Source organism: Pararhodobacter sp. (assembly GCF_036802785.1).
GTDB lineage: Bacteria > Pseudomonadota > Alphaproteobacteria > Rhodobacterales > Rhodobacteraceae > Pararhodobacter.
In genome coordinates this window covers 1-17,375 of the sequence record NZ_DAIRVN010000094.1, presented here as the reverse complement: position 1 = coordinate 17,375, position 17,375 = coordinate 1, and the positions used below count along the sequence as shown (strand labels likewise).

The 17,375-nt window shown below is 65.4% G+C and carries 18 protein-coding genes; 11 read left to right on the top strand and 7 right to left on the bottom strand.

Features of this window, described 5'->3' with window-relative positions; genetic code table 11:
- The first annotated feature begins 169 nt into the window (after nt 1–169).
- From V7Q53_RS21355 to V7Q53_RS21325, 7 genes are all read left to right on the top strand, one after another.
- Nucleotides 170–625: an SspB family protein gene (locus V7Q53_RS21355; protein ID WP_333830888.1), complete on the top strand. Its 456-nt coding sequence runs from the start codon at nt 170–172 to the stop codon at nt 623–625.
- Between the two features lie 135 nt (nt 626–760).
- Entirely contained in the window at nt 761–1,225 is a 465-nt protein-coding gene (locus V7Q53_RS21350) for a YbaK/EbsC family protein (RefSeq protein WP_333830887.1), read from the top strand.
- Nucleotides 1,222–1,662, top strand: coding sequence for an RDD family protein (locus V7Q53_RS21345; RefSeq protein ID WP_333830886.1), 441 nt, complete (start codon nt 1,222–1,224; stop codon nt 1,660–1,662). The genes V7Q53_RS21350 and V7Q53_RS21345 overlap by 4 nt, the downstream gene beginning before the upstream one ends.
- Before the next feature lie 135 nt (nt 1,663–1,797).
- Nucleotides 1,798–2,688, top strand: coding sequence for an arginyltransferase (locus tag V7Q53_RS21340; protein ID WP_333830885.1), 891 nt, complete (start codon nt 1,798–1,800; stop codon nt 2,686–2,688).
- Between the two features lie 309 nt (nt 2,689–2,997).
- The gene (locus V7Q53_RS21335; protein ID WP_333830884.1) at nt 2,998–4,752 is read left to right on the top strand and encodes an acetolactate synthase 3 large subunit; all 1,755 of its coding nucleotides are present in this window, start codon (nt 2,998–3,000) and stop codon (nt 4,750–4,752) included.
- A 12-nt stretch (nt 4,753–4,764) separates the two neighbouring features.
- Nucleotides 4,765–5,325 (top strand): acetolactate synthase small subunit, encoded by a 561-nt coding sequence (gene ilvN, locus V7Q53_RS21330; protein WP_333830882.1) that lies wholly within the window; start codon nt 4,765–4,767, stop codon nt 5,323–5,325.
- A gap of 230 nt (nt 5,326–5,555) precedes the next feature.
- A complete protein-coding gene (locus tag V7Q53_RS21325) occupies nt 5,556–6,743 on the top strand; it encodes a PQQ-dependent sugar dehydrogenase (RefSeq protein WP_333830880.1) in 1,188 nt (395 codons plus the stop codon).
- Between the two features lie 112 nt (nt 6,744–6,855).
- Here V7Q53_RS21325 and V7Q53_RS21320 read toward each other — a convergent pair whose 3' ends face one another.
- Together V7Q53_RS21320 and V7Q53_RS21315 are read right to left on the bottom strand one after the other, a co-directional pair.
- On the bottom strand, nt 6,856–7,347 hold the full coding sequence (locus V7Q53_RS21320) for a hypothetical protein (protein ID WP_333830878.1): 492 nt from the start codon (nt 7,345–7,347) through the stop codon (nt 6,856–6,858).
- Nucleotides 7,348–7,378: 31 nt separating this feature from the next.
- The gene (locus V7Q53_RS21315; RefSeq protein WP_333830877.1) at nt 7,379–8,599 is read right to left on the bottom strand and encodes an acyl-CoA dehydrogenase; all 1,221 of its coding nucleotides are present in this window, start codon (nt 8,597–8,599) and stop codon (nt 7,379–7,381) included.
- 112 nt (nt 8,600–8,711) lie between these two features.
- Between V7Q53_RS21315 and V7Q53_RS21310 the strand changes: the two genes are divergently transcribed.
- A complete protein-coding gene (locus tag V7Q53_RS21310) occupies nt 8,712–9,611 on the top strand; it encodes a LysR family transcriptional regulator (RefSeq protein ID WP_333830875.1) in 900 nt (299 codons plus the stop codon).
- Nucleotides 9,612–9,690: 79 nt separating this feature from the next.
- On the top strand, nt 9,691–10,335 hold the full coding sequence (gene eda, locus V7Q53_RS21305; protein WP_333830874.1) for a bifunctional 4-hydroxy-2-oxoglutarate aldolase/2-dehydro-3-deoxy-phosphogluconate aldolase: 645 nt from the start codon (nt 9,691–9,693) through the stop codon (nt 10,333–10,335).
- 210 nt (nt 10,336–10,545) lie between these two features.
- Here the strand turns inward: eda and V7Q53_RS21300 are convergent, their stop codons facing one another.
- Entirely contained in the window at nt 10,546–11,736 is a 1,191-nt protein-coding gene (locus tag V7Q53_RS21300) for a trans-sulfuration enzyme family protein (RefSeq protein WP_333830873.1), read from the bottom strand.
- Between the two features lie 114 nt (nt 11,737–11,850).
- On the opposite strand from V7Q53_RS21300, the gene V7Q53_RS21295 reads away from it, so the two are divergent.
- Nucleotides 11,851–12,594 carry an SDR family NAD(P)-dependent oxidoreductase gene (locus tag V7Q53_RS21295; RefSeq protein WP_333830872.1) on the top strand — a complete coding sequence of 248 codons (744 nt, stop codon included), beginning with the start codon at nt 11,851–11,853 and terminating at the stop codon, nt 12,592–12,594.
- A gap of 52 nt (nt 12,595–12,646) precedes the next feature.
- Here V7Q53_RS21295 and V7Q53_RS21290 read toward each other — a convergent pair whose 3' ends face one another.
- From V7Q53_RS21290 to V7Q53_RS21280, 3 genes are all read right to left on the bottom strand, one after another.
- Nucleotides 12,647–13,126 carry a peptidase S1 gene (locus V7Q53_RS21290; RefSeq protein ID WP_333830871.1) on the bottom strand — a complete coding sequence of 160 codons (480 nt, stop codon included), beginning with the start codon at nt 13,124–13,126 and terminating at the stop codon, nt 12,647–12,649.
- Between the two features lie 224 nt (nt 13,127–13,350).
- Nucleotides 13,351–15,177, bottom strand: coding sequence for an ABC-F family ATP-binding cassette domain-containing protein (locus V7Q53_RS21285; RefSeq protein WP_333830870.1), 1,827 nt, complete (start codon nt 15,175–15,177; stop codon nt 13,351–13,353).
- Between the two features lie 140 nt (nt 15,178–15,317).
- Nucleotides 15,318–16,094: a GNAT family N-acetyltransferase gene (locus tag V7Q53_RS21280; RefSeq protein ID WP_333830869.1), complete on the bottom strand. Its 777-nt coding sequence runs from the start codon at nt 16,092–16,094 to the stop codon at nt 15,318–15,320.
- A 48-nt stretch (nt 16,095–16,142) separates the two neighbouring features.
- Between V7Q53_RS21280 and msrB the strand changes: the two genes are divergently transcribed.
- Nucleotides 16,143–16,544: a peptide-methionine (R)-S-oxide reductase MsrB gene (msrB, locus tag V7Q53_RS21275; protein ID WP_333830868.1), complete on the top strand. Its 402-nt coding sequence runs from the start codon at nt 16,143–16,145 to the stop codon at nt 16,542–16,544.
- Nucleotides 16,545–16,637: 93 nt separating this feature from the next.
- Here the strand turns inward: msrB and V7Q53_RS21270 are convergent, their stop codons facing one another.
- On the bottom strand, nt 16,638–17,114 hold the full coding sequence (locus V7Q53_RS21270) for an outer membrane protein assembly factor BamE (protein WP_333830867.1): 477 nt from the start codon (nt 17,112–17,114) through the stop codon (nt 16,638–16,640).
- Nucleotides 17,115–17,375: the final 261 nt, after the last annotated feature.

Sequence of the window (17,375 nt, the reverse complement as noted above, 5' to 3'; positions counted from 1 at the left end):
CCCCCCAGTGACATCCCCTGCCCCGCGCCCGGCGGGTTTTTGCCGAAGCGGCGCGATCTTTGCCGTGCGGCGCCGTGCGGGGAAATTTCTTCGCCGCGCGTCCCGCTCTTCTCTTTTCATCGGCGACGAAAAGCCTATGCTGGGCGCGGAATAAAAGGGAAAGGTGCCTATGGAGCGCGGAATCGACTATGGAAACCTGATGCATCAGGCCATGCGCGGCCTGATCCGCGAGGTCATGACCAAAGTCGCCGATTCGGGTCTGCCGGGGGCGCATCACTTCTTCATCACGCTCAACACCCGCCATCCCGAGATCGAGATGGCTGACTGGTTGCGCGCGCGCTATCCTGAAGAAATCACCATCGTGGTGCAGCACTGGTTCGACAATCTGGATGTCAGCGAGAACGGCTTTACCATCACGCTGAACTTCGGCAACCAGCCTGAGCCGCTGTATGTCCCCTTCGATGCGATCACCACCTTTGTCGATCCGTCGGTGGAATTCGGCCTGAAGTTCGAGACCCATCTCGACGATGACGAGGACGACGACGAGGAAGCGCCGATGGAAGAGGCAGAGCCCGAAGCGCCCAAGGCGGGCGAAGTGGTCAGCCTCGACAAGTTCCGCAAGTAGGAAGTCCGGCAGCGGGGAAAGGGGGCGTTGCCCCCTCTGGGCGCTGCGCGCCCATTCACCCCCAGCGTATTTCCGGCAAGATGAAGCAGGGCGCGGCGCCAGAGAGGCCGCGCGGGCGCAGACGGGAGGCGCGGGATGAGCAAGAGCGTGGCACGGGTGGCGGAGGCCTTGCAGGGCGCGGGGCTGGCGGCCGAGATCATCGAACCGGGGCCGAGCCGCACTGCCGAAGAGGCGGCGGCGGCCTGTGGCTGTGAACTGGATCAGATCGTCAAATCCCTGATCTTTCAAGGGGAAAGCGGGCGCATCTATCTGTTCCTGACCGCGGGCGGCAACCGGCTGGACCCGGCGCGCGCCGCCGAGGTGGCGGGCGAGGCACTGGGCCGCGCCGATGCCGAAACGGTGCGCCGCGAGACCGGCTTTGCCATTGGCGGTGTCGCGCCGCTGGGCCATCTGAACCCGCCGGTGATCTTTGCCGACCCGCGCCTGCTGGATTTCGCGCAGGTTTTTGCCGCCGCAGGCACCCCGCGCCATGTCTTCGCCATCGAGCCGCGCGCGCTGATCACGGCCTGCGGCGCCGCACTTGCCGGATTCACCTCATGATGGCCCTGCCCGACCCCGGCCTTGAGCCGGAGCTGTACCGCGACCTGATCCTCAAGCGGTTCGTGGCATGGGTGGTTGATCTGGTGATCACCTTCCTGATTGTCGCCGTGATCGTGGTTCTGACGGTGTTCATCGGCCTGTTCTTTCTGCCGTTCCTGTGGATCGCGGTGTCGGTCACCTACCGCACGGTGATGCTGGCGAATTACAGCGCCACGCCGGGCATGATGCTGAGCGCGATCTGCCTGCGCCATCTGGACGGGCGCCGCCCCGAGCCGATGACCTGTCTGTGGCATGCGGTGCTGTTTTCCGGCACCATGGCGACGGTTGTCGGGCAGATCATCTCGGTCGGGCTGATGCTGGTGACCCCCTACCGGCAGGGGCTGAACGATGTGATCCTGCGAACGACGATGATCAACCGCTATCTGGAAGATCAATAGGCGGTGCGGCGCCGAATGTAGCCCTTGGCAGGGCCGCGAACCCTTGTTAGCTTGGTTTCCACTGCATTAATGTCAGATCAGAGCGCCCGCTGACGGGCAAAGTTTCACCATGATCGCGAGGGGCTTTCCGTCGTCATGCGCCACAGTCTTCCGATAGCGCCGCAGTTCTATGTGACTGCCCCTCAGCCCTGCCCCTATCTTCCCGGGCAGAGCGAGCGCAAGCTGTTCACCTCGCTCAGCGGCGAGGGGGCGAAGGCGCTCAATGATACGCTGTCAAAACAGGGGTTCCGGCGCTCGCAGAATGTGCTGTACCGCCCGGCCTGTTCCGATTGCGCGGCCTGCCTTTCAGCGCGTATCCGGGTGGCCGATCATGAGCCCTCGCGCAGCCATCGCAAGGTGTTGCGGCGTAACGGGCATCTCTTGCGCGAAGCCACCAGCCCCTGGGCCTCGGAAGAGCAGTATGACCTGTTCCGCCGTTATCTGGACGCGCGCCATGCCGATGGCGGTATGGCCGATATGGATGTCTTTGAATTCGCCGCGATGATCGAGGAAACGCCGATCCGCTCGCGGGTGATCGAATATACCGAAAGCACCACCCCTGCCGCCACGGAACCTGCCACTGACTCCGCCGCCAAACGCGGAACCGGGCGCGGCGCGCGCAGGCTGGTGGCGGTCTGCCTGACCGATGTGCTGGATGACGGGCTGAGCCTTGTCTATTCCTTCTATGACCCCGCCTATGCCAGCGACAGCCTTGGCACCTATATGATCCTCGATCATATCGCGCTGGCCCGCCAGGTGGGCCTGCCCTATGTCTATCTGGGCTATTGGGTGCCGGGCAGCACCAAGATGGATTACAAGGCGCGTTTCGGTGCGCTGGAAGTCTACCGCGAGGGCGCGTGGCGCGAACTGGGCGACCCGGCGGAATACAGCGGAACGCCGCATCCGCTGGCGGTGCGGCCGATCACCGAACAGGTCGCCGCGATCACCCTTCCTCCCACCAGCCCCAGCGCCATCCCGCAGCGCTGATTTGCGAATGCTGCGCCACAGAGGTGCCGCGCGCAACTTTTTTACGCCCGGCAGCAAAAATCACCTCCTTCCCCGTTGACCCTGTCCCGCGCAAAGCCTAGTGTCCGGCGCAGGATGCAGCGTTTTCAGGGTAAAGCACCATGACCATGGTAATTGTATGCGCGGGGGTCGGACACCGGATGGCATGAGCCAGCAACCGGATGACCCCCTGATGACCCCCCGAGCGGGGGTTTTTTGTTGCCCGGCAGGCCCGCATACGTCAAAGGCACGCCAAGGCAGAACGAAGGCGAGAGAGACTCGGAGAAGATCATGTCCCAGCAGATGACCGGCGCGAAAATGGTTATTCAGGCCCTCAAGGAACAGGGCGTCGAAGTGGTGTTCGGTTACCCCGGCGGTGCGGTACTGCCGATCTATGACGAGATTTTCCAGCAAAACGAAATCCGCCATATTCTGGTGCGCCACGAACAGGGCGCGACCCATGCCGCCGAAGGCTATGCGCGCGCCACCGGCAAGCCCGGCGTGGTGCTTGTCACCTCCGGCCCCGGCGCGACCAATGCGGTGACCGGGATGACCGATGCGCTGATGGATTCCATCCCGCTGGTGGTGCTGACCGGCCAGGTGCCGACCTTCATGATCGGCAATGATGCGTTCCAGGAGGCCGATACCGTCGGCATCACCCGCCCCTGCACAAAGCATAACTGGCTGGTCAAGGAGGCCGACAAGCTGGCCGAGACCATCCATCAGGCCTTCCATGTGGCCACCACGGGCCGCCCCGGGCCGGTGCTGGTGGATATCCCCAAGGATGTGCAATTCGCCACCGGCACCTATGTCACGCCGCAGAAATCCCGCACCAGCCATTACGCGCCCCGCGTCAAAGGCGATATCGCGGCGATCACCGCGCTGGTTGAGCTGATCGAGAGCGCCGAGCGCCCGGTTCTTTATACCGGCGGCGGGGTCATCAACTCGGGCCCCGGTGCCAGTCAGTTGCTGGTGGAACTGGCCGAGGCCACCGGCTTTCCCGTTACCTCCACCCTGATGGGGCTGGGCGCCTATCCCGCCAGCGGCAAGCGCTGGCTGGGGATGCTGGGCATGCACGGCACCTATGAGGCCAATATGGTGATGCATGGCTGCGATCTGATGATCAACATCGGTGCGCGCTTTGATGACCGCATCACCGGGCGGGTCAATGCCTTCTCCCCCGGTTCGACCAAGGCGCATATCGATATCGACCCCTCCTCGGTCAACAAGGTGATCCGCGTTAATCTGCCGATCATCGGTGATGTCGGTCATGTGCTGGAAGACCTGCTCAAGATCTGGAAATCGCGCGGGCGCAAGACCGCGCGCGAGGGGCTGGCGCAATGGTGGACGCAGATCGAGGAATGGAAGGCCGTTGACTGCCTTGCCTACAAACCCTCGAAAGACACCATCAAGCCGCAATACGCCCTGCAACGCCTTGAAGCGCTGACCCGTGGGATGGACCGCTATGTCACCACCGAAGTGGGCCAGCACCAGATGTGGGCCGCGCAGTTCCTGGGTTTTGACGCGCCCAACCGCTGGATGACATCGGGCGGGCTGGGCACCATGGGCTATGGCCTGCCCGCCTCGATCGGCGTGCAGATCGCGCACCCGGATGCGCTGGTGATCAATGTCGCCGGTGAGGCGTCGTGGCTGATGAACATGCAGGAGATGGGGACGGCGGTGCAGTATCGCGCCCCGGTCAAGCAGTTCATCATGAACAACGAGCGGCTGGGCATGGTCCGCCAGTGGCAGGAGCTGCTGCACGGCGAGCGCTATTCGCATTCCTGGTCCGAGGCGCTGCCCGATTTCGTCAAACTGGCCGAGGCTTTTGGCTGCAAGGGCATCCGCTGCGACCATCCGGATGATCTGGACGCCGCGATCAAGGAGATGCTGGACTATGACGGGCCGGTGATTTTTGACTGCCGGGTGGAGAAGCATGAAAATTGCTTCCCCATGATCCCCTCGGGCAATGCGCATAACCAGATGCTGCTGGGTGAGGCCGATACCCAGGGCGTTATCGGCGCCTCGGGCGCGGTGTTGGTATAAGGAGAGAGAACCATGTCAGCCCTTAATATCCAGCAAGGCTCGTCCAAACATTCGGCCTATGACCTGCGCGATCCCTATTCAGAGGTGTTGGAGACTCACACGCTCGCCGTGATCGTCGATAACGAGCCGGGGGTTCTGGCACGGGTCATCGGCCTGTTTTCGGGGCGCGGTTATAATATCGACAGCCTGACCGTGGCCGAGACCGACCATCAGGGCCACCGCTCGCGCATCACCGTCGTGACGACCGGCACGCCGCAGGTGATCGAGCAGATCAAGGCACAGCTGGGCCGGATTGTCCCGGTGCACTCGGTGAATGACCTGACGGTCGAGGGGCCGTCGGTGCAGCGCGAACTGGCGTTGCTGAAGGTTGCAGGCAAGGGCGATGCGCGGATCGAAGCGCTGCGTCTGGCCGAGATCTTCCGCGCCAATGTGGTGGATTCGACGCTGGAAAGCTTTGTGTTCGAGATGACCGGCGCCCCTGAAAAGATCGACGCCTTCGCCGATCTGATGCGCCCTCTGGGCCTGACCGAGATCGCCCGGACCGGGGTTGCAGCGCTGCCGCGGGGGGTGTGACCGAAGGCACCGCTGCCCTTTTCGGGGCGCACCGGGCGGCTTGACCGCAAATGCAGCGCAGAGCCCGCACCTTGGGCATCAATCGGCATGGCCGGGCGTCAGGAACGCCTGGCACCGAGCAGCGCGAAGCGACCCTGACAAAAACGTGCGCGGCTGCCAGCGGCGCGACCTGGAACATTTCCGGCATGCGGTGATTGACCCCGCTAACGTCGCAACCAGGGAGATATCCGATGACACCTTTCTTGCGCGCCACATTGGCCTCGCCCCTTGCCCTTGCCATGGCCTTGCCCGCCCTTGCGGAATACGGACCTGTCGGGTCTGATCTGTATACCCTTGAGGTAGAGACGGTGGCCGAGGGGCTGGAGCATCCATGGGGCATGGTTTTCATATCCGACGACCGTTTTCTGGTGACCGAGCGCAACCCCGGCACCCTTCGCACCGGAACCGTCGATGGTGATCTGTCCGCCGCGATCTGGGAGGTTGAGAGCCTCTTTCGCCACGAGGGCGAAACCGGGCGCTCTCAGGCCGGACTGTTTGATATTGTCCTGCATCCGGACTTTGACGAGAATGGCTGGATCTACCTCAGCTATTCCCGGGAAACGGACCGGGGCGCGGCGGTCGCCGTGATACGCGCAACCGTGGTCGAAGAGGATGGCGATGTCCGCATTGAGGACGTCGAGGACATTTTTGTCATGAAAGAGGATGATCAGGATTCAAGCGGCCTGCATTTTGGCGGCCGCATGGCCTTTGACGCGTCCGACAATGCGCTGTTCCTGTCCATAGGCGAGCGGCGCAACGTCTCGCGCGCGCAGGATGCCTCCGATCAGGCGGGGTCTGTTCTGCGCATGACCGATGAGGGGGAGCCGCATGGCGACAACCCGGAATTCGCAACGGATGAAGACGACGAGAACCCGGGCAGTTCCGATCCCTACCTTTTCTCCATCGGAAACCGGAACATTCAGGCCTTGGGCATGCATCCCACCACCGGAGAGTTGTGGGCCGCAGATCATGGGCCGCTCGGCGGCGATGAAATCAACCTGATCGTGGCAGGCAACAATTATGGCTGGCCCTTCACCACCGGCGGCACCGATTATTCGGGTGCACCGATGGGTGTGGGCACGGCAATGGAGGGAATGATCCCCCCGGTCCATATCTTCGAAGAAACGATGGCGCCCTCGGGGTTGAGCTTCGTGCCTGTCGGAACGCAGTTCGCCGACTGGACGGGCAACATGCTGATCGGCGGCCTCGGGGCTGAAGGCATTGTGCGCGTGCGGCTTGAGGAAGGATCGGTCTCGGATGAAGAAGTGATCGAGATAGGGCGCCGCATCCGGGATGTGCAGATCGGTCCGGACGGGGCGATCTGGCTGCTGACCGAACATGAAGATGGCGAGGTCCTGCGGCTGACACCCGAAGGGTGATCACGCGGGCAACAGCCCCCGCGCGATTGTCGGACCAAGCCAGACAAGCCGGGCGCCGTCGCCGTTCCGGGTAGTCCGCACGGTGCTGCTAGGCCGGACAGCGCGCTCCGCATCAGTCCGGCCTTGCAGACGACCAGCAGAAACTCCCGATCAGCATTTCGGGAGTTTCTGTCTGTTTCAGCCTATCACGAAGGGCGGCACTGTACGCGCCCGCTGGCAGGCTTATTTGCCCTTCTTCTCGCCAAGCGAAACAGGTTTCGCCGCGCCGGAATTGGCCGTTGCCAAGACCTTGGGCTTTTCCTGCTTCGGTTTCTTGGTTTCCTTGTTTCCGCGCTTGTTGTCGCCTTTTCCCATAACGTCCTCGCATGTTGACAATCCGGTCCGGCGATATGCCGGACGGGCCGAGCCTCAGGAAAATCAAGGTTGCCTGACCCGTGTCAGGGCGATGACTTTGGAGAGTTGCGTGCGTTCTCCGGTCAAGGACCACCACGCACTCTTTAAATAAGCTCTGTTCGCGCGCCCGCAAGGCTTGGATGTGATGGCCGCGCGGGCAACCGACGATTGAAAGCAGAAAACTCCCGAAGAACCCTTCGGGAGTTTCCATTTTTTACCGTCCTGCGGGCCGCTGGGCCGCGTCAGAAAAACGCCTGCAACCCGGTCTGCGCGCGGCCAAGGATCAGCGCATGCACGTCATGCGTGCCCTCATAGGTGTTCACCGTTTCCAGGTTCACCATATGGCGGATCACCTGAAACTCTTCGGAAATCCCGTTGCCGCCGTGCATGTCGCGCGACTGACGGGCGATATCCAGCGCCTTGCCGCAGTTGTTGCGCTTGATCAGGCTGATCATCTCGGGCGCGGCTTTCGCCTCGTCCATCAGGCGGCCCACCTGCAGCGCGGCCTGAAGGCCAAGGGTGATTTCGGTCTGCATATCGGCCAGTTTCTTCTGGAACAGCTGCGTCTGCGCCAGCGGCTTGTCGAACTGCTTGCGGTCCAGCCCGTATTGGCGCGCGCCGTGCCAGCAGAATTCTGCGGCCCCCATCACGCCCCAGGCAATGCCGTAGCGCGCGCGGTTGAGGCAGCCGAACGGACCCTTCAGCCCTTCAACATAGGGCAGCAGCGCGTCTTCGCCAACCTCAACCCCCTCCATGACAATCTCGCCGGTGGTCGAGGCGCGCAGGGAAAGCTTGCCCTCGATCTTCGGCGCCGACAGCCCCTTCATGCCCTTCTCCAGCACGAAACCGCGAATGCGCCCGCCATGCGCATCCGACTTGGCCCAGACGACAAAGACATCGGCAAAGGGACTGTTCGAAATCCACATCTTGGAGCCGGTCAGCCGGTAGCCAGTGGCGGTTTTCTCGGCGCGGGTCTTCATACCGGCCGGGTCCGAACCAGCATCCGGCTCGGTCAGACCGAAACAGCCGATGTATTCACCCGAGGCCAGCTTCGGCAGGAATTTCTGCCGCTGCTCTTCGCTGCCGTAGGCATAGATCGGATACATCACCAGCGACGACTGCACCGACATCATCGAGCGATAGCCGGAATCCACGCGCTCAATCTCGCGCGCGACCAGCCCGTAGGTGACATAACCCGCACCCAGCCCGCCATATTCTTCGGGGATGGTGGTGCCCAGCAGCCCGGCCTCACCCATCAGGCGAAACACCTCAGGGTCGGCTTTCTCCTCGCGGTAGGCGGCAATCACGCGCGGCTGCAACATGGACTGGGCAAATTCCTTTGCGGCATCGCGCAGCATGCGCTCATCCTCGCTGAGCTGGCTTTCCAGCAGCAGCGCGTCATCCCACTGGAATTTGCCCAGATCGGGGGCATCCTTGGCTTTCAGAATGGGGCGTTCGCTCATGGGTGCGACCTTTCGCTGGTGTTTCGGGTTCAAAGGGTTGCCGCTCATTAGCATGAGACATGCGCGCGATAAACCGATATATCGGCATGGATAAATTACCAAAGGGAATATCATGCAGCGCCGCCTCCTGCCCTCCATGTCCGCGCTTCTGGCGTTTGATGCCGTGGCGCGCACCGGCTCGTTCACCGCTGCGGCGCGCGATCTGTCGCTGACACAGGGTGCCATCTCACGGCAGGTGGCGGTGCTGGAAGAGCAGTTGGGCGCCCGGCTGATCGACCGCACCGCCCGGCGCGCGGCGCTGACCGAGGCCGGGCAAGCCTATGCGCTGCGCGCCCGCGCGGCGCTGGAGCTGCTAGGACAGGGCGCGCTGGAGGCGCTGGGTCAGGCGCCGGAAAAGGGTCTGAAACTGGCGATCCTGCCCACCTTCGGCACCCGCTGGCTGATGCCGCGCATCCCCGGCTTCGTGCGCCGTCACCCCGAGGTGACGCTGCAATTCGCCACAAGGATCGGCCAGTTCGACCTGCGCACGGAAGGGATGGATGCCGCCATCCATTCCGGCCGCGGCGACTGGCCGGGCGCGCGCGCCACGCTCCTGATGAATGAGCGCGTGGTGCCGGTGGGCGCGCCTGTGCTGGCGGCGCAACTGGCGGCAGGGCGCGCGCTGAGCGATCTGCCGGTGCTGGCACTGGCCTCGCGCCCGCAGGCCTGGACGGAATGGCGCGCGCAAAGCGGCCAGCCCGGCCCCGGCGCCGCGCCCCTGATGCGGTTCGAACAGGTCGCAACCCTGGCCCAGGCCGCCGCCGCCGGGATGGGGGTGGCGCTGATGCCCGCCTTCCTGATCCGGCCGGAGCTGGACAGCGGCACACTCACCGTGTTGGGCGAAGAACGCCCCAGCGGCTTCGGCTATTACTTCATCGAGCCCGAGCCCGCACCCGGCCACCCGCCCAAACGTGCCGTTTCCCAGTTCCGCGACTGGCTTCTGACCGAGGTCGCGCGCGATACGGTGGTCTGAAACCACCCTTTCCCGTTGCCTTTCCGCCCCGGGCAACGCACCATCAGCCAGACTGATCCCCTGACGGAAGCCCTGCCCCATGACCCCTGCCCTGCAAAGCCACGCCACCCTCGCCCTCTGCCGCCTTGCCCCGGTGATCCCGGTGCTGGTGATCGACGATCCGCGCGATGCGGCAAAGCTGGCGCAGGCGCTGGTGGCGGGCGGGCTGCCGGTGCTGGAGGTAACGCTGCGCACCCCCCACGCGCTGGAAGCGATTGCGGAAATGGCAAAGGTGCCCGGCGCACGGGTCGGCGCCGGAACGGTCCTCAGTGGCCATGACGCCACCCGCGCCCGCGCCGCCGGGGCCGAATTCGCCGTCGCCCCCGGGGCAACCCCCGCGCTGGTGTCGGCCTGCGTGGCCCAGTCGCTGCCGCTGCTGCCGGGCGCGGCGACGGCAAGCGAGGTCATGAACCTGATGGAAACCGGCTACCGCACCCTCAAATTCTTCCCCGCCGAAGCCGCAGGCGGCGCGGCCCTGCTCCGGGCACTGAACGGGCCGCTGCCGCAGGCCAGCTTCTGCCCGACCGGCGGCATCACCGCCGCCAATGCGCCGGAATATCTGAGCCTTCAGAACGTGGTCTGCGTCGGCGGCAGCTGGGTTGCGCCCGCCAGTCTGGTCAAGGCTGGCGACTGGGACGCCATCACCCGCCTCGCCCGCACCGCCGCCGCCCTGCCCCGTGAATGACGTCGGAATGGGGGCGCTGCCCCCGCCGACCTGCGGTCGACTCCCCCGGGATATTTCAGAACAGATGAAACACAGGCCCTCGCCCGCCCCTCACCTGTTCTGAAATATCCCGGGGGTCCGGGGGCAGAGCCCCCGGCTGGCCAAACGGGATGAGCGTTGCGGCGCAAGCCGCGATGCGAAGACGGGCGGGAGAGGCCCCCGTTTGCGCGCTCAGCCCTCAGCTGCCGCGCGCGCGGCGGCGATGGCGGCGCCGAACTCTTCGGTCAGCAGCCCGATATCCTCCACCCCCACCGAGATTCGGAAGAACCCTTCCGATATCCCCAGCGCCGCGCGCCCCTCCGGCGTCAGCGCGCGGTGCGAGCTGGAAGCCGGGTGCGACAATGTGGTGCCGATATCGCCCAGCGTCGGCGCAAAGGCGATCTCGGGCGCGGCCCGGGTCAGGGCATTGGCCGCCGCGCGCCCGCCTTCCACCTCGAACGAGACCATATGCCCGCCACGCGCGCCCAGCAGGGCTACGGCGCGGTTATGGTCAGGGTGATCATGTCGGGTGGGATAGAGAACGCGCTTCACCCCCGGCTGCGTGGCGATAAAGGCCGCCAGCGCCTCGGCATTCGATTCCGAGCGGTCATAGCGCAGCTCGAACGAGTAAAGCCCGCGCTCGGCCAGCCAGCAGTCAAAGGGGCTGGCGGTCATGCCGGTGGTCACCGCGAAATCATAGATCGCCTTGCGCACAGCCGGATCTTTAGCGGCGACATAGCCCAGCGTGGCATCCGAATGCCCTGCCAGAATCTTGGTCACCGAATGGATCACGATATCCGCACCATACTCGAACGGCCGCAGCCCGCGCGGGGTGGTGAAGGTGTTGTCCACCGCCAGCAGGATGCCACGGGCTTTCGCCATCGCCGCAATCGCAGGCAGGTCGGCCACGCGCAGCGTCGGGTTCGAGACCACCTCCAGCAGGATCATCTTCGTCTCCGGCCGGATCGCCGCTTCGAACGCCGCCGCATCGGTGGAATCGGCCATCGAGGCATGAATGCCGAAGCGCGGCAGGTCCTGCGACAAGAGCCTGAGTGAGCGGCCATAAAGCTGGTCACCCCCCAGCACATGATCGCCCGCCCTGAGCACGCCCATCAGCGCCGCCGTCACCGCCGCCATGCCCGATCCGGTCACCAGCCCGCCTTCCGCGCCCTCCAGCCCGTCGATCTTGCGGGCGAGCACATCGGCGTTGGGGTGGCCTTCGCGCGCATAGGTATAGCCCGGCGTCACGCCGGTATATTGCGCATCCAGCGTATCGGGGTCGGGTGAGGCATAGACCACCGAGGGCTGGATCGGTGTGCCGACCGGGCGCGAGGCGCTTTGCGGCCAGGGGGTGCGGCGGATCAGCGAGGGCGTGTCGGGCATGGTGTTTCTCCGGTTTCTGCCTGTGGTTCTGGCATGCCTGCTGACCTGCGGCAAGTGGCCCCGCCCGGCCCGTGCGGGCTTGCACAGCGAGGGCGGCGATGGCATGAGCGCGTCATGACCGATACATCCTCACGCCCCGACTCAACGAACCAATCAAACGGACAACCGGCACCCCGGCGCCTTGCCCTGATCACCGGCGCCTCGCGCGGCCTTGGTGCCGCGCTGGCCGAGGCGCTGGCCGCTGACGGCTGGCATGTGATCGCTGTGGCGCGCACCACCGGCGCGCTGGAGGAGCTGGATGACCGCATTCAGGCGGCGGGTGGCAGCGCCACGCTGGCGCCCCTCGACATCACGCAGGATGATGCGATGCGCCATCTGTGCCGCTCGGTGCATGACCGCTGGGGCGGGCTGGACCTCTGGGTGCATACGGCCGTCCATGTGCCGCCGTTGTCGCCCGCAGGCCATGTCGCCACCAAGGACTGGGACAAGACCCTGGCCACCACGCTGCGCGCCACCGGCACACTGATCCCGATGATCGAGCCGCTGTTGCGCGCCAGCCCGCAGGGCACCGCGCTTTTCGTCGATGACCTGGCGCGGCTGGATGAACAGGGCGCGCCGCGCAAGTTCTTTGGCGCGTACGGCGCGGCCAAGGCCGGGCAGATTGCGCTGGCGCAAAGCTGGGCTGCCGAAAGCGCGGCACTGGGGGCCGGGCGCGCGCCGCGGGTGATCATCGACACCCCCGCGCCGATGCCCACCGCCACCCGCGCGCGCTTTTTCCCCGGCGAAGACCGCGCCGCCCTCACCCCCCCGGCGACCGAGGCGGCGCGCATTCTGCGCCTGCTGGCCGCGCAGGCCTGAGAATGCACAAAGGCCGGGCTGGTGCCCGGCCCTTTCACGCCATCACCGCCGGTCAGCGGCTGAATGCGCCCAGTTCGGTAATATAAAGCACCGAGTTGTTGACCCGTGCGCGGTTATAGGTGCCCAGCCAGACATCATACTGCCCCGAGCGCGGGTTGTTGAACACCAGCGCCGGGTTCAGCCCCTGATAATCATCGTTGCAGAACCATGTGCCCGAGGGGTCATTGATCAGCATCGCCGTATCGCCGGGCGCGCGTACATAAAAGCTCAGCGCATAGCCACCGGCGCGGTAATGCACACGGTAATCCGGCGCATTGGCGAACCATGCGCCCCCGGGGCAACCGCCGCCGCCGGTAAACTGATGATCGCCACCTGCCCGGATAGACCGGGTGCGCGGATCGGGCATGAAGCCCGCCTGCAGCGTGACCGAGCCATAGGACGGGCGCAGATTGTAGTTTTGCGCCTGCGCAACCGTCGCCACAAGCGGAAGGGCCAGCGCAGCCGCCAGCGCACACGTCAGAAACCGTTTCATGAAAGTCTCCACCTTACAGAATATAAATCTGTCCGGCATGTCAGCGCAGACAGCGTACATGCCCCCCGGGAGCCCGCAGATGTTGCGGCGGAAGGTTATTCCTGTCCAGTATTTTTTCGTGCGCCACTGCATTTCAGCGGTCGCGGGACAGCGCTGGGGCGAAAGCGCCCGCGCGCCCTCCCGGCAGGGTTGAAAACACGGGGATGAAACACCGGAGGCCGCTGTCAGCCCCCGGCGCGTTCAGCCAATTTCAGCCATTCCTCTTCAGCGGCGGAAAGCGCGGCCTGACGCTGGGAAAGCGCGCTGGACGCCTTGGCAAATTTCGCCGGTTCGCGGCTGTAAAGCTCGGCATCGGCCAGAAGCGTGCCCAGTTTGGCAATTTCGGCTTCCAGCCGCGCAATCTCATCCGGCAGGGTCTCCAGCCGGTGACGCTCATTGAAAGTCAGCCCGCCGGGGTTCGGCTCTGCCGGTTTCCCGCCTGCCTTCGCCGCAGCCTTTGCGGCGGCCCGGGCGCTTTTTGGCCGCACGACGTCTTCCGCTGCAGCAGGTTTCTGCGCCTGATAATCTGACCAGCCGCCGGGATAGGCGGTCACACTGCCCTGCCCTTCCATGGCGATGGTCATGGTGGCGACCCGGTCGATGAAATCGCGGTCGTGGCTGACCAGCAGCACCGTGCCGGGATAATCGGCCAGCAGATCCTGCAACAGATCCAGCGTTTCGACATCCAGATCGTTGGTCGGCTCATCGAGCACCAGCAGGTTCGATTCGCGTGCCATGATCCGCGCCAGCAACAGCCGCGCCCGCTCGCCGCCCGACAGCGCGCGCACCGGGGCACGGGCCTGCGATTCGTCGAACAGGAATTCCTTCAGATAGCCGACCACATGCTTGGGGCGGCCGCGCACCATCACCTGATCCGCCGCGCCGGAGACGCGCATCAGCGGATCGCCGGTCAGGTTTTCCCACAGGCTCGCGTCCGGGTCCAGCCGGGCGCGGGCCTGATCGAACACCGCCATGTCCAGATTGGTGCCCAGCCGGATGGTGCCGCTGTCCGGTGTCAGCTCGCCGGTCAGCAGCCGCAGAAGCGTGGTCTTGCCCGCGCCGTTGGGGCCGACAAAGGCCACCCGGTCGCCGCGCAACACCTTCAGCGAGAAATCCTGCACGATCACCTTGTCGCCGAATGTCAGCGAGATGTTGTCAGCCTCGGCCACCAGCTTGCCCGATTGCCCGCCGCCGTCCAGCGCCATGGCCGCGGTGCCCTGACGGCGGATCTGGCCGTCGCGCTGCGCGCGCAGATCGGCCAGCGCACGCACCCGGCCCTGATTGCGCTTGCGTCGCGCGCTGATGCCCTCAACGGCCCAGCGGGCCTCGGACTTGATCTTGCGGTCCAGCTTGTGGCGCTGCTCATCCTCTTCGGCCCAGAGCGCATCGCGCCAGTCCTCAAAGGCGCTGAAGCCCTTTTCAAGGCGGCGCACCTGCCCCCGGTCGATCCAGAGCATGCCGCGGCTGAGCGCCGAAAGAAAGGCGCGGTCATGGCTGATCAGCACGAAACCGGCGCGGGTTTCGCGCAGGCGGTTTTCCAGCCAGGTGATGGCCTGAATGTCCAGATGGTTGGTCGGCTCATCGAGCAGCATGAGTTCGGGCGCCTCGGCCAGAAGCCGCGCCAGCGCCGCGCGCCTGCGCTCACCGCCCGAGGCGGTCTCGACGGCCAGCGCCGGGTCAAAGCCCAGCCCTTCGGCCACGATCTCTACCCGGTAGAACTCAGACGGGTCGAGCGCGTTCATGGCATAATCGCCCAAGGTGGCAAAACCCGCGAAATCGGGGTCCTGCTCCATATAGCCGACACTGACTCCGGGGCTGAGAACCCGCGCGCCCCGGTCAGGCTCTACCTGCCCGGCCATGACTTTCATGAGCGTCGATTTGCCTGAACCATTACGCCCGATCAGCGCCATCCGGTCACCCGGATGAACGACAAGATCAAGCCCGTCAAAGACCGGCGCGCCGCCGAAGGTCAGCGCGATGTCGGAAAGCTGAAGAAGGGGTGCCTGTGCCATGGGCGCGGGCTAGCGGGCGGCGCGCACCGGGTCAAGGGGGGATGAGCGAGGGAAGGGGTGAGGTGAAGGCATCAGGGGTGGGCCGCAAGGATTTTTGAAAATCCTTACCCATCACACGCCGGGCCGACCCTCCGCCCTTCCTAGCCACCCCCTGCAAGCGCGCGCAACAGGCGTTTGCGTGCCTCGGGCATGGTGGCAATCTCGACGCAGGTAAACACATGGCAGGTGCCAAGATCACGGTCGATCACCAGATCGTGGCCGACCCAGCCGCCCAGCGACAGATAGGCGCGCAGAAGCGGCGGCAGTTGGGCAAGCGCTTCTGGCCCCGGAAGCTGCACACCCCGGTCCGTGAAATCGAGCGCGCCCGCGACCCTTGCACCGGGCCTGAGCCCCTCAGGCCCCAGATGGCGCGCCGCCAGAAGCGCCAGCGCCGCGCCGAAAACCGCCGGATCATTGCCCGCAAACGAGGTGCAGCCGATCAGCCGCGCCGCACCCGTCGCATCCACCACCCGCGTCAGCCCCGCCCAGATCAGCCGCATCGTGTCCGGGGTCTGGTGGTCAGGATGCACGCAGAGCCTGCCCAGTTCCAGCGCCGGCCCCGGTGCCTGCGCCAGCGCGCCCAGATCAAAGAACTGCGCCGTATAGCCCTGCGCCAGATCGCCCGCGGGGTGAAGCTGCATCCGCACCGTGGCCAGCGGCATGCCGGGACACAGCGCGCGGTTTTCGATCCACAGGTGCAGGCAGCGCGCATCGAAGCGGTCGCCATCCTCGCCGCCGCCGCGAAACGCCAGCCCGCGCAGCGCGGCCAGTGCGGGCATCTCTGCGGGCAGGGCTGTGCGCAATTCCCACGCTCCGTGCCGGACCGGCGCGCCAAAAGTGGCCTGCGTCAGGTCACAGAAGACGGAAGGTCTGGACATGGCGCAGGCAATCCCTAGCTATCGTTCACACCGGAACGGAGAGTGACGATGAACGACAAGATTAGCAAGACCGATGCCGAATGGCAGGCCCAGCTTTCGCCCCTCGCCTACAAGGTGACGCGCAAGCATGGCACCGAACGCGCCTTCACCCATGATGACTTTCCAAAGCAGGCCGGCGTCTTCCGCTGTGTCTGCTGCGATGCGCCGCTTTTTGATCAGGCGCGCAAATATGACTCGGGCTCGGGCTGGCCCTCGTTCTGGGCCCCGCGCGAGGATGCGCCGCTTGGCACGCGCGAGGACAGCAGCCTGTTCATGCGCCGCACCGAGGTCTATTGCGACCGCTGCGAGGCGCATCTGGGCCATGTCTTTCCCGATGGGCCGGAACCCTCGGGCCTGCGCTACTGCGTCAACGGCGCAGCGCTGCGCTTTGAGCCGGTTGAGAAGGGCTGAGCGCAGGGCGCAATTTCGCAAGGCTGCGGAAATGAGAAACGGGGGCGCGCGGCCCCCGTTTTGCTGTCTTGCGCCCTGACGGGTGACGGGGGCTTATTGCCCGGTCAGCATCTGCGGCGAGAACTGGCCCAGCACCCCGAAGATCGACTGCAACACGGTTACGCCGCGCGGGCCGGTATCGGTGACACGGCGCGACAGGGCGACAACCTGCCCATCCGCCAGCCCGAATCGTTCGACATTTTCAACCACATCGCGCGCATTGAAGGTGATGGCCACGACCTGCCGGTCAACCTCGACCGGGGCGCGCGGGCCCATCTGGCGCCAGTCTGACTGCACATAATACCAGCCCGACCCTTCGATCACGCCGCCCATGCCGGGCATGCCGATCTTTTGCGCCACCGTCTCGCGCGTGTCGCGCCCGACCACGATATCCGACAATTGCTCGTCACCCGGGGCGTAGCCGTGATAGCGCATGATAGGCGCGCAGGCTGCCACCAGCACACCCAGCGCCATGACTGCCAGAACCATCCGCCACAGCGCGTTGCCCCTTACGACCGATTTCAGTGTCATGCCTGCCTCGCGCCCGTCTTGTGACTGTCCCGCTCCGGGCGCAACCCGCGCACCGCAGCCCTTCGTGAATTCCTGCGGCAGGGACTGGCCCCCCGCACCCGACATGGATTACAGAAGGAATGCCCGCTGTTCAAGGAAGGAAGCGGCGCACCGCCCCAAAGCCCGGAGGCTTCATGACCAAGACCCCCCCCGGCGCGGTCTCGTAGACACGGCGCCGGGCCCACGCGGCGAAGGCGACGGGGGGGTGCCGGCGGGGGGGGG

Coding starts and splice junctions, on each gene's coding strand:
- V7Q53_RS21315 (WP_333830877.1), bottom strand. CDS start 8,599: ATGAGCGAACGCCCCATTCTGAAAGCCAAGGATGCCCCCGATCTGGGC.
- V7Q53_RS21335 (WP_333830884.1), top strand. CDS start 2,998: ATGTCCCAGCAGATGACCGGCGCGAAAATGGTTATTCAGGCCCTCAAG.
- V7Q53_RS21310 (WP_333830875.1), top strand. CDS start 8,712: ATGCAGCGCCGCCTCCTGCCCTCCATGTCCGCGCTTCTGGCGTTTGAT.
- V7Q53_RS21325 (WP_333830880.1), top strand. CDS start 5,556: ATGACACCTTTCTTGCGCGCCACATTGGCCTCGCCCCTTGCCCTTGCC.
- V7Q53_RS21280 (WP_333830869.1), bottom strand. CDS start 16,094: ATGTCCAGACCTTCCGTCTTCTGTGACCTGACGCAGGCCACTTTTGGC.
- V7Q53_RS21320 (WP_333830878.1), bottom strand. CDS start 7,347: ATGGAAACTCCCGAAGGGTTCTTCGGGAGTTTTCTGCTTTCAATCGTC.
- ilvN (WP_333830882.1), top strand. CDS start 4,765: ATGTCAGCCCTTAATATCCAGCAAGGCTCGTCCAAACATTCGGCCTAT.
- eda (WP_333830874.1), top strand. CDS start 9,691: ATGACCCCTGCCCTGCAAAGCCACGCCACCCTCGCCCTCTGCCGCCTT.
- V7Q53_RS21295 (WP_333830872.1), top strand. CDS start 11,851: ATGACCGATACATCCTCACGCCCCGACTCAACGAACCAATCAAACGGA.
- V7Q53_RS21345 (WP_333830886.1), top strand. CDS start 1,222: ATGATGGCCCTGCCCGACCCCGGCCTTGAGCCGGAGCTGTACCGCGAC.
- V7Q53_RS21290 (WP_333830871.1), bottom strand. CDS start 13,126: ATGAAACGGTTTCTGACGTGTGCGCTGGCGGCTGCGCTGGCCCTTCCG.
- V7Q53_RS21270 (WP_333830867.1), bottom strand. CDS start 17,114: ATGACACTGAAATCGGTCGTAAGGGGCAACGCGCTGTGGCGGATGGTT.
- V7Q53_RS21300 (WP_333830873.1), bottom strand. CDS start 11,736: ATGCCCGACACGCCCTCGCTGATCCGCCGCACCCCCTGGCCGCAAAGC.
- msrB (WP_333830868.1), top strand. CDS start 16,143: ATGAACGACAAGATTAGCAAGACCGATGCCGAATGGCAGGCCCAGCTT.
- V7Q53_RS21355 (WP_333830888.1), top strand. CDS start 170: ATGGAGCGCGGAATCGACTATGGAAACCTGATGCATCAGGCCATGCGC.
- V7Q53_RS21285 (WP_333830870.1), bottom strand. CDS start 15,177: ATGGCACAGGCACCCCTTCTTCAGCTTTCCGACATCGCGCTGACCTTC.
- V7Q53_RS21350 (WP_333830887.1), top strand. CDS start 761: ATGAGCAAGAGCGTGGCACGGGTGGCGGAGGCCTTGCAGGGCGCGGGG.
- V7Q53_RS21340 (WP_333830885.1), top strand. CDS start 1,798: ATGCGCCACAGTCTTCCGATAGCGCCGCAGTTCTATGTGACTGCCCCT.